This is a genomic window from Proteiniphilum sp. UBA1028 (assembly GCF_002316955.1).
GTDB lineage: Bacteria > Bacteroidota > Bacteroidia > Bacteroidales > Dysgonomonadaceae > Proteiniphilum.
Window position 1 is genome coordinate 2,864 of record NZ_DCEN01000087.1, and the last position, 14,297, is coordinate 17,160.

Sequence of the window (14,297 nt, forward strand, 5' to 3'; positions counted from 1 at the left end):
GTAATTATAAGGTAGTTAAAACGGTTAAAAAAACACAGAAGAGGGATACTGTCGTATCCCTACTTCTCTATCATGGTTTGTGTTTACAGAGCTTAAAGTTTGCGTGCACCGTCGCTTATTACCACGTCGTACACCTTCGGCTCATGGCCAAAGCGCGCCTTAAATTTTTCTTTGGCATCGGCTACAAAACTGTCATGTAACTCATCTTTAACAAGGTTGATGGTACAACCTCCAAACCCTCCACCCATAACACGTGAACCGGTAACCCCATGTTCACGTGCAATATCGTTCAAAAAATCGAGCTCATCGCAACTCACTTCGTACAACTTGCTCATACCATGATGAGTCTCATACATTTTCTCACCCACGGTTTTATAGTCGCCCCGTTCAAGGGCATCGCTCACATCTCTTACGCGTTGAGTCTCCTCAATAACATATTGTGCACGCATAAAGTCCTCTTCTGAGATCTCATTCTTCACCTCCAGGAGCATCTCCATTGTTGCATCACGCAAAAATTCCACTTCAGGATGGCGTTTAGCAATGGTTCTTGCTGCGTGTTCACACGATTCGCGACGTTTATTATATGCTGATGATGCCAACTCATGCTTTACCACCGTATCAAGCAGTACCAGCTTATAACCCTGGGGATCGAATGGGAAGTATTCATATTCCATTGTTTTTGTATCGAGGCGTATCAGATGTCCTTCCTTTCCGAATAGAGAGGCAAACTGATCCATGATACCGCATTTTACTCCTACATAGTTGTGCTCGGTACTCTGTCCCACACGGGCCAGTTCGAACTTGTCGATACCCAGTTTAAGCATATCATTCAGCGCAAAAGCATAGGTGCTTTCCAATGCAGCGGAAGAAGACATACCTGCGCCCAGTGGTACATCGCCCGAAAATACTGTATCGAAGGCTTTAATTGTACCTCCTCTTTTAATTATCTCACGGCATACGCCAAAAATATACTTCGCCCACCCCTCTTTAGGGAGATCCTCCTCGTTGAGCCCAAATTCGGAACTTTCGTCAAGATCAATTGCATAAGCTTTCACCTTATCGGCCCCGTTAAACCTGATGGCAGCAATCATCCCTTTGTCAATTGCTCCCGGAAAAACGAAACTACCATTATAGTCGGTATGCTCCCCGATTAGGTTTACACGCCCCGGGGAGGTATATACCTCAGGTGCTTCAGCACCGAATTTTTCATGAAAAATTTTAACTATTTGTTCTTTTGTCATTATTGTCTGATTAATAAATATGAATCACGTAAGAATAAGTTCTGTAAAGAGTACTTTTTGTCTTACTCCTCATGGTTTACAGGAATATTCTTGTTAACATTTTTTGATCCGGCAAGTGCATAATATAACAAAAATGCCATACCTGCGATCACAAGCCAGTAACTACTGAGGAAGCCAGCTTTATCGGAAATTAATCCCTGCAGATATGGAAGTATTCCACCACCGCAAACCATTACCATGAATATTCCGGATGCCATTTCAGTATATTTACCCAATCCTTCCACAGCAAGGTTAAAGATGCTTCCCCACATGATGGAAGTGCACAAACCGCCTAAAACAAGGAAGAAAACTTTAATAGGCACAACAGCACCGAATAAATTAATCGAAAGTGCTGCAGGAATAAAGATAGCTGTCAATATTAACAAGATACCCAATGATGATGTAAAGCTAAGCATGGACTTGCTTGATACTTTAGCACCAACCGAAGCACCTATTAAACGACCGGCAAGCATCAGCAACCAGTATAACCCAACAATTGAGCCTGCAACTCCTGCAGCTATGCCAAGGCCACCACCTTCAGCACCTGTTGTCATATAAAGGTTAGCAATGTTGGGAATACCCACTTCAACACCCACATATATGAATATTGCGATAATACCCAGAACGAAGTGACGGAACGACAATGCACTGTGCTTGTCTTTTACTTTTTCTTTTTTAGGCTGGTTACGTGTTATCTCCAAACGTGGTTCGGGAATATTAACTGCCAAAATAACAATAAAAGCAAAGGCAAAAATACCCATTGCAAGAAACAATGCAGGATTGGCATCACTAATAGCAGCCCGTGCCACATCACCCATCAGGTAACCCACAAGTATGGGAACGATAGTTGCTCCAATGGAGTTGATTGCACCACCGAACTGAATCAACTGGTTTCCTTTATTTCCACCACCGCCTAAAGTGTTAAGCATAGGGTTGACCACGGTATTCAGCATACACATTGAGAAACCTGAGATAAAAGCACCTGTCAGATATACACCAAAACTAGCCACAGTTCCTGAAAGGAAGGTAATTGTCACTCCAATAAAACCAATAGCTACAGCCATCAGGGCAGTGAATTTATATCCTTTTCTTTCAAGGATTAATCCAGCCGGGATTCCCATAAAAGCATAGGCGATAAAGTTTGCCAGATTTCCAAGTTGAGACATGGCATTGCTTGCGCCGAACTGGTTTTTCACAATAACTCCCATCGGATTCTGCAAACCGGTAACGAAGGAGATCATAAAAAACAACATGAACATTACCGCGATAGGCAATGCGTAATTCTTTTTCTGAGTTGTCGTATTCATACTTTTTTATTGTTTAATAATTTCAATTATAGAATAATTTTACTTTATATTTCAAATATTTATCTCACACAAAGAATCTGTAGGTAGTTCTGGAATTAAATATCTCAGCGGTACTCAAAATCACTGAAGGGTATTGCGGTTTATTAATACTATCCGGATAGTGCTGTGTCTCAAAGCATACGGCAGACCTCGATGGATAACGTTTACCGTTTTTTGCAACAAAGCTACCATTCATCCAGTTACCGGTATATACCTGAACTCCGGGCTCTGTAGTATAAATCTCCATTTTGATCCCTGTTTTGGGCGATTCACATAAACCTGCGAAAGAATATTCATTTACTGACTTTTTGTTCAATACAAAATTATGATCGTAGCCACGGCCAATTTTAAGTTGCTCAAAATCATCATCTATACGTTCACCAATAGCATGCGGCCGGGTAAAATCGAACGGAGTTCCTTTCACCGGTTCTGCATCGCCCAAGGGTATGGCTGTATTGTCTGTAGGCAGGTAGCTGGAGGCATTTAGCATAAGAATATGTTCACCAATATATTCATCGCCTTGTCCTGAAAGATTAAAATAGGAGTGATTGGTAAGATTAAGAATGGTAGTTTTGTCTGTTGTTGCCCTATAATTTATGTCCAGAGCATTGTCATCAGTTAATGTGTATGTTACCGTTACAGACAGGCTGCCGGGGAAACCCTCTTCACCGTCGGCTGACAGATAAAACAGTTGAATGCTGTTGTCTGTCACTTTTTTCACCTCCCATACAACTGCGTTAAATCCCTTGATGCCACCATGCAGCGAGTTTGGTCCATTGTTTATGGCAAGATGATACTCCCTACCTTCCAGTTCAAACCGTCCTCCTGCAATCCTATTGGCTGTTCTGCCGCAGACAGCACCAAAATAGGGCTCTTCCGAGGTTAGGTACTCATCGATAGTGGGGTGTCCCAAAACTACGTCAGTTAATATTCCGTTTTTATCGGGAACCATTAACGATACAATTTTAGCTCCGTAATTAGTTACGGTGACTTCACTTCCAAATTTGTTTTTAAGAATGTATAACCCGGTTTGCCTGCCATCCACTGTTTTGTCAAAAGCTTTGACAAGCAAACCGGATTCGCTATACAAATTGTTCATGTAATTTCCTGGGTTTAAGAATAAGATATTGATGAAGATTGATTTTCTGTATAATTGGTGTAAAATTAACACAGTTTTTTGAAACGTCCTAATAAAAATTTGTGTTTAACAACATAAATTCATTAATTAACATTTTAAACTATTAAATATAAACTGCATCAAACCTGCAAAAAACAACCTCCCTCATCTCTCATTATTTGTTATTAATTATATTATTACTTCATTTTCCGCCTTGAACCTTCTGGTAACCAGCACTTTGTCTATCTTGTTGCCATCTATATCTACTATCTCGAACATAAGATTATCATACTCAAATCTATCTCCTACGCCGGGAATTTTGTTAATACATTCAAATACAAAACCGGCGACTGTTGAATAGTCGATTTTATCAAAATCAACGATAAAATCCTCATCAAGCTGTGATAATATTTCTATAGGGGCCTCTCCGCTTACCAGGGCAGAGTTATCATCCCTCATAAAAATGAGTGGTTCATAAGATTCATCTTCTGTCTCCTCCGGGATAGCACCTACAAGATTTTCAAAAATATCATGAATGGTGATTATTCCGTCGAGGCTGCCATACTCATCTACCACCATAGCCATAAATATATGATTTTTCCTGAAGTACTCAAGCACTTTTTGCGCCCGCAGGGTACTGGGTACGATAACAGGCTCCTTAATAAGCTCTTCAATTGTGAACTGTTCATTGTTATTCAGACGCAATAGAAAATCCCTTATAGATATAGTTCCTGTAAAATCATCAATCTTTTTTCTGCATGCAAGAATAATGCTATGTTTTGTCCGAAGCAGATCCTCAATTATCTCCTCACGGCTTTTACTTATATCCACCCACTCCACATCCGTTCGGTGAGTCATCAGGTGAATTGCCTTTTTATCGGAGAAGTAAAATACCTGTTCGTGGATAATATTCTCTTCAACATCAATAATACCTTCATGCGAAGCTGTCTTCAGCATTGCACGCAGTTCCATTTCCGAAACCACCTCATCTTTCGGTTTTAACCCTATAAGTTTATTTACAAAACTTGTTGATACAGAGAGAAGTTTCACGAAAGGATAAAAGATAAGACTCACCACGTGTATAGTAGGCGAGACAGCAATCGCCATTTTTTCGGAATTGTTCAGTGCAACTGTTTTTGGTACAAGCTCACCTATAACAATTGATACATATGTGATAAGGAATACCACTACTATCAATGAAGCAGCGTCCGCAAAAGCACCTATAGCATTAAATTGTTTAAAGAAAGGTACCAGATAGACAGCAAACGCCTGCCCCCCGTACGCACCATTAACAATACCAATAAGAGTAATTCCCACCTGAACTGATGAGAGAAAATTATCGGGGTCGGCCTGCAACTTTCGTGCACGCGCGGCACCTTTACTTCCTTTCTTGCGTTCTGCTTCCAACTTGTTTTTCTTTGCCGAAACAATTGCAATCTCCGACAACGCGAAAAAACCGTTAAGAAGGATAAGAAGAAGTATAACGACAATATGTACCCACATAATCAGCCTATCAGGTGAAGAAAAGTAATCATAAAATTACCACAGCGGAGAGGGATAGGCCTTGTTAGCGGTAAGGCTTTTCAGCTTTGATACTACTTCGGGACGATCATCGGCATAAGTCACACCAAACCACTTTGAAGGTGTATCCAATACTTTCACTGTAATATTACCATTCACAATCAGATGGTTTACCAGTAAAGGGATAAAAAACTCAGCTCTGATATTCTCCGCGTTCTCATTAAGAAACTGCACGAAATAATCATCGGAATATTTGAAGTAATCTGGTGTGAAACCCCACATATTCATAGATACTGGCGTATTGTCGTCAATAGCTATCCACTGATCTCTTTCATTCTTGTAGCTCACTTTTCCATCAATACGCATAACCTGTGTGCGCTCAACCACTCCGGTGAGATTTCCATTTTTATCGGTCTCACATACTCCTCGCGCCACAGTACCGCTTTCTGACAATGTGTTGCCAACTCTATAACCAACCATACAATATTTGTCATGACTGTATTCAAGAGTCTTTAGATAATCTGCCAACACCTGAAAGCTTTCACGCCCATAGAAGTCGTCGGCGTTGATCACGGCAAAAGGTTCGTGAATCACCTCTTTTCCCATCATTACGGCGTGGTTGGTACCCCACGGTTTTACTCTATCGGGATGGGGGGAAAAGCCTTCTGGAAGATTATCCAGCTCCTGGAATACCAGTTCAACCGGTATTTTCTTCTCATATTTTTTTACAATCTTTTCCCTGAAGTCATCTTCAAACGATTTGCGAATAACAAAAACCAGTTTTCCGAAGCCGGCGTTTACCGCATCATAAATAGAGTAATCCATTATGGTCTCACCTGCCGGGCCTACCCCGTCTAACTGTTTCAGTCCGCCATAGCGGCTGCCCATTCCTGCTGCCAATACAAATAATGTAGGTTTCATCGTGAAAAATTAAAAATTTAGTTCGTCCACAAATGTAAGATTTTTATCGAAAACGAGGAAAAGATTATTGCTCAAATTGCTCTTCAGACCTGTTTTTTGGTTCTTCATTGGCACAATAGATCTATAAATAATTATTAAACCTGCTTGAGAAAATAGTTTTTATACAAATAAGTTACCGCATTTCTGACGATTACGTTTTATACAAATGCTTTCCACAGATCATCTTCCGGAACAGGTGCAGTTACCGATATCTTCTTTTTTGAAACAGGATGTATAAATGATATAGAACGCGCATGCAGGCTGATGCTGCCATCGGGATTGGAGCGCTCAGCCCCATATTTAAGATCGCCCTTGATGGGACACCCCGTTTCGGCCAGCTGGCAGCGGATCTGATGGTGTCTCCCGGTCTCCAAAGCGATCTCCAGCAAAAAATAATTTTTTGAAGCACCTACAAGTCTATAATGTAAGACAGCTTTTTTGGTATTTGGTTTCTCGTTATCGAAAGCAGTAGACTTATTTGTTTTTTCATTTTTCATCAGATAGTGCACCAAAGTGCCCTCTTCTTTTGGTGGGCGATTTTTTACTATAGCCCAATAGATCTTGCTTACTTCATCGTCACGAAACATTCTGTTCAGTCGCGCGAGCGCCTTGCTTGTCTTGGCAAACACCAACACCCCGCTTGTGGGCCGGTCGAGCCGGTGCGTAACGCCACAAAACACGTTACCGGGCTTGTTATATTTAACTTTCAAAAATTCTTTCACCATCTCCGACAATGGTTTGTCGCCCGTTTTATCGCCCTGCACAATTTCACCTGGTGCCTTGTTAACGATAATAATATGGTTGTCTTCGTAAAGAACTGTCATCTGATATGTGACTTCCCTTTTGCCGGGAATAAATAGTGATAATTAAACTTGTGAGCCTACTTTTGAAACCCTTGAAATAAAAAAATGATTTCTAATGCATTAGATGTCAACATCATCCGTTTTGTCACGATTGCAATGAAAGAGGCTTTTAGAAATCCCTATGTTTGCAAAAGCAATAACATTAGGAGTATTGTTATTTATTGAGGATTCACTGATGAAACAAAATATCAGAGACACAAAATTTATTCTGTATCCCTGATATAATCAGTATCCCTGTAATAAAGGCAAAAAGTGGTAATAATTATGCATTCATTCCCCCACAAACATTTATCACCTGCCCACTGACATACGAAGAGAGGTCTGAAGCAAGAAAAAGAGCTACATTCGCAACATCTTCGGGCGTACCTCCGCGACGAAGAGGAATTTGCTTTGCCCATTCTTTTCTTACCTCTTCAGACAATTGACCTGTCATATCAGTTATGATAAAACCCGGAGCAATGGCATTTGCACGGATACCACGTGACCCAAGCTCTTTTGCTATAGATTTTGCCAGGCCTATCATGCCTGCTTTTGAAGCCGAGTAGTTAGCCTGTCCCGCATTTCCTGAAACACCAACCACAGAACTCATATTCACAATGCTGCCCGATTTCTGTCGCATCATCACAGGTGTAACAGCATGGATAAAGTTGAATGCCGACTTCAGGTTCACATTAATTACCGCATCCCATTGCTGTTCGCTCATCCTCATCATCAATCCATCTTTAGTAATACCTGCATTATTGATAAGTATGTCGATACGGCCGAAATCCTTTATTATCTCATCAACTATTTTGTGAGTCTCCTCAAAATTAGCAGCATTGGATGCATATCCCTTGCACTTAACACCAAGCGAGGCAATTTCACGCTCAGTGGCTGCCCCCACCTCATCTATAGTTAAATCTGTGAACGCGATGTTTGATCCTTCCGACGCAAACTTCAAAGCTATGGCTTTACCAATACCACGTGCGGCGCCGGTTATTACCGCTGTTTTTCCTTCTAGTAACTTCATTTGATTGATTATTATTAAAATATCTATTTGGTATATAACCCATTTAAAACGAGGTTCGAGATAATATCCCTATCCTCTTTTTTGTTATATTCTAGTTTCATTACACCACGGATAACAGGCACCTCAAGACCTTTAAATGCATAGTGCAGAATTTCGGCTGTCTGCCTTACATCTTTAATCTGAAAGATAGCGCTGTCACACCCATCCTGCAAGATAGTCTCAAGATAATGAATCTCTTTCTTGTCGAACTCCTTGCGCACATTCTCCACCTGCCATATATCTCTGAAAAAATCGGCCCGGAGTGTACCGTTTCGTGTAACTACCTCTTTTATTGCATTTAGCCGCGTAAAAGCCAACAAAAGAAGTTTTTCATCGTTGGGCATATCACGCTCAACCACCTCTTCAAGCTTATTGTACAGTACTTTTAGCTCAGACTCTATAACTGCCTTGTAAATATCGTTCTTGCTGCTGAAATAGGTGTACAATGTTCTCCTTCCTCTTTGAGAAGCCTCTGCAATATCGTTCATAGTCGTATTCTCGACACCCTTTTTCGCGAAAAGTTGCCGGGCTACGTCTATAAGATTATTCTTCGTTTTAGATATTGCTGCAGACACTTTACTTTGCACATTTCATTTATTTATGTGCAAAAATAAAACAAAGATTTAATATTCCGAAAGTAAATGGGTAAAAAAAAGCGAAATAGTGCTTTCGGCTGGCTTAAGTAATCCAAAACAGGAGAAATTGACTGCTTTTAACAGTTTTCTTTAAACAGTTCTGCAGCCTTACACAGCTCGTTATACCAATCCTCACCAAATCTCCTTATCAACGGTTCTTTTAAAAACCGGTAAAGAGGTATCCCCTCTTTTTGTCCAAGATTAAGTGCAGGCTTGCAGAGATACCACCGCTGGTAATTGACAGCTGTAAAATTATTATACTCATTAAGCCGGATAGGGTATAAATGGCAAGATATTGGTTTTTGAACTGAAATCCTCCCCTCTCTGTATGCTTTGTCAATTGCGCACTTGCATACGCCATTCTCATCGAAATAGGTAAAAACACACTCCTTGCCTTCTATTATTGAGGTAACCAGTTCTCCATCATTATCTATATATGCTATTCCCTGATCATTGATCAATTCAATCGCTTTGGCGGAGAGCTCATCCCGGATATCCGGCAGAATTTCTTTTATTTGTTCAAACTCCTCTCTAGTAAGTGGCGCTCCCGACTCACCCTCAACGCAACATTGCCCTTTGCATTTACAGAGGTTACAGATAAATTGTTCTTCGAAAATATCGTCCGATATTAATGTATTCTGAATTTGTATCATTATTGTTCGTTACTTAACTTTCGCTTGTGTTAGTTGTTATCATTTACAGCTAAATATAAGACTTAGGATAGCTGTTTAGCTGTTACCGCAACACGTTAGAAAATTGAATTAGTCAGCAAGAATCAACTTCAGTTTGTACTGAGGTTCTTAAATTTTTTTTGTATAACCAGAACAGTAGAATTGTCAGCAGCAAGCAAATTAGTGCCATAATTGCAAAGGGTGCAGTGATCTCACTGTTTTCAATATTGTACAACCATTCACTGTCTCTACAGAAATAGGCCAGCACAATAACTGTAGCGTTATTCACAAAGTGCATAAGTACAGGTATCCACAGATTCTGTGTGTAGAGAAAAAGGTAGCCTAACAGGGCTCCCAACAACAATCTTGGAAAAAAGCCATAAAATTGAAAATGCACTACACTGAATATCAATGCGCCAATCCACACAGCCATATGCCCATTTCTGAATTTCTCCTGTATAAGCTGTTGTAATGCGCCGCGAAAAAACATCTCTTCCGCAACAGCTGCAAGTCCGGCTATCATAAACAGGTTCATGAAAAGGCGCCCGATACCTTCACCGGATAACAGCAAATCGGTTGTTTCCTGTGCAGCATCCTCCATAGAACGCATCCACTGTTCAGCAATCTGCATCGATTCTGGGAGTTCAATGCCTTTATTCCATTGTGTAAGGAGAAAAACCGGTATATAAGAAAGGAGAAAAACCATTATTGCTAAAATAATTTTCCTCCCTGCATGCTCTTTGTCCACCATCTTCAGGTATTGCGCTGCCCCGGGAAAACTCCATCCGGTTACAAGATATGCAGGCATAACGAATGCAAAAAAAGCCTGTAATCCCGAACTCAGATATATGATTGTTACCCCGCCCTCTTCAACGCCTGTAACAGCCGAGAAAGCAATCAATATGCTCCCGGCCAGAAGCAGACCGATAAACATGAGTAAAAAAAGATATACAATTTTTGTACCAGCAGTAACCGAAGTAAGAATTTGTCGCATCTTTTCTGTTTTGGAATGCAAAGATAACTAAATAATAATTCAGGCAACTCCTCTTGTAGTAAAACACGGATGTAAAATATTTTTTGCAAATTGGAAGAATAACACTAATTTTGCAGTTTTATTTAAAAAATCATTTCAATCGGTTGAATTTTACCGACTTTCAACAAAAACTAATCACTCAGTATAATGAAGTCAACACTGAATAAAACAGACGAAGTAAACGGAACTATTGTCATTGAGCTGGAAAAAGCAGATTATCAGGAAAATGTAGATAAGTCACTTAATCAATTCCGTCAAAGAGCCAATATTCCGGGATTCCGCCAGGGCAAAGTGCCTAAAAGCCTGATACAGAAGCTATATGGCAAAGCTGTAAAGGCAGATGAGATCAATAAAATTGTGACAGATGAAGTTGGCAACTTCATTCGCGACAACAAACTGAAAATTCTGGGTGAACCTCTTCCCGATAATAGTGATGAGAAATTAGTTGATCTGGAGAATGACGAAATACTGAAATTCTATTTCGATGTTGCCCTTACTCCCGAATTCGACCTTCCCCTGGATAAAAGTGTTGAACTGACCTGCCACAAGGTCCTTTTGGAAGAAAATCTCCTGGATGAGCAGATGGATGCCTATAAGAAGAATTACGGCACTTATCTCTCTGTTGAAGATGAAGCAAAAGACACAGACCTGATAAAGGGGACCCTCACCGAATTGAGCGACAGTGAAGATAAAGACAACCTGCAGGTGATAGAAAACGCTATTCTTATGCCTTCATATATTAAGGATGAAGAGATAAAAAGCAGCTTCACAGGTTCCAAAGCGGGCGACAAAGTGGTATTCAACCCAAAGAAAGCATATGATAATAATGAAGCAGAGATAGCATCACTGTTACAGACAACCAAAGATAAGGTAAAAAATATTGATTCCGATTTTTCCTTAGAGATTAAAGAGGTGACCCGTTATCAGGAGGCAGAAATGAACCAGGAGCTTTTCGACCGTGTACTTGGCGAAGGCGTGGTTACTACAGAAGAGGAGTTCAGGACAAGGATAAAGTCAGAGCTTGAAAAACAATTTAAGCCCAATGCCGACCATCTATTCATCCATGAAGCAAGAGATATCATCGTAGAAAAGATGAAAGAGGTTAAGTTTCCCGATGAGTTTCTGAAACGGTGGTTGCTTGAAACAGGTGAAAACAGAACATCAGAGCAGGTGGAAGATGATTATCCGAAAATTCTGGAAGATCTTAAGTTCCACATTGCAAAACAGAAAATTGCGGAAGAAAATAATATCAGCGTCGAATTCGCTGATATTGAAGCGTTGGCAGCAGAGGTGGCAAAAGCCCAATTTGCACAATACGGAATGACCAATCTGCCAGCAGATGTGCTGCAGAACTACACAAAAAGCATGTTGGAGAAAGAGGAGACTGTTCAAAATCTTTACGACAAAGCTACAGAAGACAAGATTATTGACTGGTTAAAAGAGAATGTAACTGTCATTGAAAAAGAGATCTCTTCCAAAGAGTTCAATGATTTGATGAATGAACGCACTCGTTTGCAGGAAGAGAATTGATTGTTTTTCACTGTTTTATTTTGCATTTCAATTATTCTTTATAATTTTGTTAGGTGAATGGAAAACATAAAACTGTTTTCCATGATATTCCGGTACTGTTTTTGCAACTGTTCATCTGACAACTTAAGTTGAACATTCCAAAAAAAAGATTTATGAACAACGATTTTAGAAAATACGCGGTAAAACATTTGGGTATGAGCGGATCAAGGCTTGACAGTTATATGAATATAACAAGTCAGGGAGGGGGAGGCTATATCTCACCAACAATCATAGAGGAACGCCAGCTCAATGTTGCACAGATGGATGTTTTTTCCCGCCTGATGATGGACCGCATCATCTTTCTAGGGACCAGCATCGACGATTATACAGCCAACGTGATTCAGGCACAACTTCTTTATCTCGACTCCTCCGACCCGGGCAAGGATATCTCAATATACATCAACTCTCCCGGTGGATCGGTATACGCAGGATTAGGCATTTATGACACAATGCAGTTTATAACAAGTAACGTATCAACCATTTGCACCGGCATTGCCGCATCTATGGCTGCCGTTCTTCTGGTATCAGGCTCTGAAAAAAAACGTTTCGCTCTCACTCACTCCCGGGTAATGATACATCAGCCTATGGGAGGTGTTCAGGGACAGGCATCCGATATAGAGATCACTGCCCGTGAAATAGCTAAAATCAAACAGGAACTGTACACCATTATTTCCAATCACTCCGGTAAGCCTATCGATGATGTATCAAAAGACTCCGACCGTGATTTCTGGATGACCGCAACCGAAGCCAAAGAGTATGGCATGGTGGACGATGTTCTTATTAAAAAGTAATCAAGAATGGCAAAAAAAGCTAACAGCAGCAATCATTGCAGTTTTTGCGGCAGAAGCGAACAGGAGGTAAACCTTCTTATTTCGGGGATGACTGGTTTTATTTGCGACATGTGTACTGAGCAGGCACACGAGATTGTTAACGACTCGTTCAAGAGTACCGGCAAGACCGATTCAGGTATTTCACTGTCCTCACTCCCCAAACCTGCTCAGATCAAAGAGTTTCTTGATCAATATATCATCAAACAGGACAACGCAAAACGTTTTCTATCGGTTTCGGTTTACAACCACTACAAACGAATTTTACAGAAAAACGTGAAAGATGATGTTGAGATAGAAAAGTCCAACATAATTATGGTTGGCGCAACCGGTACAGGGAAAACGTTGCTGGCAAGAACCATAGCTAAAATGCTGCAGGTCCCTTTTACCATTGTTGATGCAACTGTCCTTACCGAAGCAGGTTACGTGGGAGAAGATATTGAAAGTATTCTCACCCGTCTGCTGCAGGTAGCCGATTACGATGTAAATGCCGCTGAGAGAGGTATCGTCTTTATAGATGAAATAGATAAGATAGCACGGAAGAGCGACAATCCTTCCATTACCAGAGATGTCAGCGGCGAAGGTGTTCAGCAGGGATTACTTAAGCTGCTGGAAGGTTCGGTAGTTAATGTCCCCCCGCAGGGAGGCCGGAAACATCCTGAACAGCGAATGATTGCGGTAAACACCAAAAACATACTCTTTATTTGCGGTGGCGCTTTTGACGGAATAGAAAAGAAAATAGCCCAGCGGCTCAATACACGTGTGGTAGGATATGCCGCCAGCAATCAAAAGGCAACTATCGACAGGAACAATCTGATGAAATATATTACTCCGCTCGACCTGAAATCATTTGGGCTCATCCCCGAGATCATCGGGCGCCTTCCTATTCTCACCTACCTGGAGCCACTGGATAGAGACGCGCTGCTACGCATACTTGTGGAACCGAAAAACTCCATCATCAAACAATATCAGAAGTTGTTCGAGATGGATGGAGTAGCTCTCACTTTCGACCGGGATGCATTTGAATATATTGTGGACAAAGCTATTGAGTTCAAGCTTGGGGCACGCGGATTGCGTTCTATCGTTGAAGCAATAATGATTGATGCAATGTTCACTCTGCCTACTGATGATAAGAAGAAACTTCACGTAACGCGTAAATACGCTTCCGATCAACTGGAAAATTCAGATTTACACCAATTGAGAGTTGCCTGAAATATTCCCGATAATTTTCGGATAATCAATCCGCCGGTAGATGAAAATTCGCCGTGTGAAATATAAAAAACGCATGTCCGGCTTGCGTTTTTTTAATTGTGAAACGAACATTTTACAACAATTTCAAAGAAACTGATTATAATTGGGTTTTGTAAACTGCCTGCAATAAGAAGAATATAAACACCAAAAAAAAAAGTAAAATTAAAGTGTTATTT

The 14,297-nt window shown here is 40.7% G+C and carries 13 protein-coding genes; 3 read left to right on the forward strand and 10 right to left on the reverse strand.

The window, feature by feature from the left end:
• Window positions 1–92: 92 nt before the first annotated feature.
• From galK to B3Z75_RS13770, 10 genes are all read right to left on the reverse strand, one after another.
• A complete protein-coding gene (gene galK, locus B3Z75_RS13725; protein WP_286832554.1) occupies window positions 93–1,241 on the reverse strand; it encodes a galactokinase in 1,149 nt (382 codons plus the stop codon).
• A 62-nt stretch (window positions 1,242–1,303) separates the two neighbouring features.
• Window positions 1,304–2,587 carry an MFS transporter gene (locus B3Z75_RS13730; protein ID WP_238866846.1) on the reverse strand — a complete coding sequence of 428 codons (1,284 nt, stop codon included), beginning with the start codon at window positions 2,585–2,587 and terminating at the stop codon, window positions 1,304–1,306.
• A 64-nt stretch (window positions 2,588–2,651) separates the two neighbouring features.
• Window positions 2,652–3,725: an aldose epimerase family protein gene (locus B3Z75_RS13735; protein WP_238866848.1), complete on the reverse strand. Its 1,074-nt coding sequence runs from the start codon at window positions 3,723–3,725 to the stop codon at window positions 2,652–2,654.
• 207 nt (window positions 3,726–3,932) lie between these two features.
• Window positions 3,933–5,246, reverse strand: coding sequence for a hemolysin family protein (locus B3Z75_RS13740; RefSeq protein WP_238866850.1), 1,314 nt, complete (start codon window positions 5,244–5,246; stop codon window positions 3,933–3,935).
• 36 nt (window positions 5,247–5,282) lie between these two features.
• Window positions 5,283–6,185 carry a sugar phosphate nucleotidyltransferase gene (locus B3Z75_RS13745; RefSeq protein ID WP_238866852.1) on the reverse strand — a complete coding sequence of 301 codons (903 nt, stop codon included), beginning with the start codon at window positions 6,183–6,185 and terminating at the stop codon, window positions 5,283–5,285.
• Window positions 6,186–6,382: 197 nt separating this feature from the next.
• Window positions 6,383–7,048: an RluA family pseudouridine synthase gene (locus tag B3Z75_RS13750; protein ID WP_238866854.1), complete on the reverse strand. Its 666-nt coding sequence runs from the start codon at window positions 7,046–7,048 to the stop codon at window positions 6,383–6,385.
• Between the two features lie 301 nt (window positions 7,049–7,349).
• Complete coding sequence (fabG, locus tag B3Z75_RS13755) at window positions 7,350–8,096, reverse strand: 3-oxoacyl-[acyl-carrier-protein] reductase (protein ID WP_238866856.1); 747 nt, start codon at window positions 8,094–8,096, stop codon at window positions 7,350–7,352.
• A gap of 23 nt (window positions 8,097–8,119) precedes the next feature.
• Complete coding sequence (locus B3Z75_RS13760) at window positions 8,120–8,710, reverse strand: TetR/AcrR family transcriptional regulator (RefSeq protein WP_238869480.1); 591 nt, start codon at window positions 8,708–8,710, stop codon at window positions 8,120–8,122.
• 137 nt (window positions 8,711–8,847) lie between these two features.
• Window positions 8,848–9,423: a DUF3109 family protein gene (locus B3Z75_RS13765; protein ID WP_238866858.1), complete on the reverse strand. Its 576-nt coding sequence runs from the start codon at window positions 9,421–9,423 to the stop codon at window positions 8,848–8,850.
• Window positions 9,424–9,535: 112 nt separating this feature from the next.
• Window positions 9,536–10,435, reverse strand: a complete 900-nt coding sequence (locus B3Z75_RS13770; protein WP_238866860.1) for a CPBP family intramembrane glutamic endopeptidase — start codon at window positions 10,433–10,435, stop codon at window positions 9,536–9,538.
• 186 nt (window positions 10,436–10,621) lie between these two features.
• On the opposite strand from B3Z75_RS13770, the gene tig reads away from it, so the two are divergent.
• The 3 genes from tig to clpX all read left to right on the forward strand — a co-directional run bounded on the left by tig (window position 10,622) and on the right by clpX (window position 14,082).
• Window positions 10,622–12,004, forward strand: a complete 1,383-nt coding sequence (gene tig, locus B3Z75_RS13775) for a trigger factor (protein WP_294072947.1) — start codon at window positions 10,622–10,624, stop codon at window positions 12,002–12,004.
• Between the two features lie 152 nt (window positions 12,005–12,156).
• The gene (gene clpP / locus B3Z75_RS13780) at window positions 12,157–12,834 is read left to right on the forward strand and encodes an ATP-dependent Clp endopeptidase proteolytic subunit ClpP (RefSeq protein ID WP_238866864.1); all 678 of its coding nucleotides are present in this window, start codon (window positions 12,157–12,159) and stop codon (window positions 12,832–12,834) included.
• Between the two features lie 6 nt (window positions 12,835–12,840).
• The gene (clpX, locus tag B3Z75_RS13785) at window positions 12,841–14,082 is read left to right on the forward strand and encodes an ATP-dependent Clp protease ATP-binding subunit ClpX (RefSeq protein ID WP_238866866.1); all 1,242 of its coding nucleotides are present in this window, start codon (window positions 12,841–12,843) and stop codon (window positions 14,080–14,082) included.
• Window positions 14,083–14,297: the final 215 nt, after the last annotated feature.

Coding starts and splice junctions, on each gene's coding strand:
- galK (WP_286832554.1), bottom strand. CDS start 1,241: ATGACAAAAGAACAAATAGTTAAAATTTTTCATGAAAAATTCGGTGCT.
- B3Z75_RS13730 (WP_238866846.1), bottom strand. CDS start 2,587: ATGAATACGACAACTCAGAAAAAGAATTACGCATTGCCTATCGCGGTA.
- B3Z75_RS13735 (WP_238866848.1), bottom strand. CDS start 3,725: ATGAACAATTTGTATAGCGAATCCGGTTTGCTTGTCAAAGCTTTTGAC.
- B3Z75_RS13740 (WP_238866850.1), bottom strand. CDS start 5,246: ATGTGGGTACATATTGTCGTTATACTTCTTCTTATCCTTCTTAACGGT.
- B3Z75_RS13745 (WP_238866852.1), bottom strand. CDS start 6,185: ATGAAACCTACATTATTTGTATTGGCAGCAGGAATGGGCAGCCGCTAT.
- B3Z75_RS13750 (WP_238866854.1), bottom strand. CDS start 7,048: ATGACAGTTCTTTACGAAGACAACCATATTATTATCGTTAACAAGGCA.
- fabG (WP_238866856.1), bottom strand. CDS start 8,096: ATGAAGTTACTAGAAGGAAAAACAGCGGTAATAACCGGCGCCGCACGT.
- B3Z75_RS13765 (WP_238866858.1), bottom strand. CDS start 9,423: ATGATACAAATTCAGAATACATTAATATCGGACGATATTTTCGAAGAA.
- B3Z75_RS13770 (WP_238866860.1), bottom strand. CDS start 10,435: ATGCGACAAATTCTTACTTCGGTTACTGCTGGTACAAAAATTGTATAT.
- tig (WP_294072947.1), top strand. CDS start 10,622: ATGAAGTCAACACTGAATAAAACAGACGAAGTAAACGGAACTATTGTC.
- clpP (WP_238866864.1), top strand. CDS start 12,157: ATGAACAACGATTTTAGAAAATACGCGGTAAAACATTTGGGTATGAGC.
- clpX (WP_238866866.1), top strand. CDS start 12,841: ATGGCAAAAAAAGCTAACAGCAGCAATCATTGCAGTTTTTGCGGCAGA.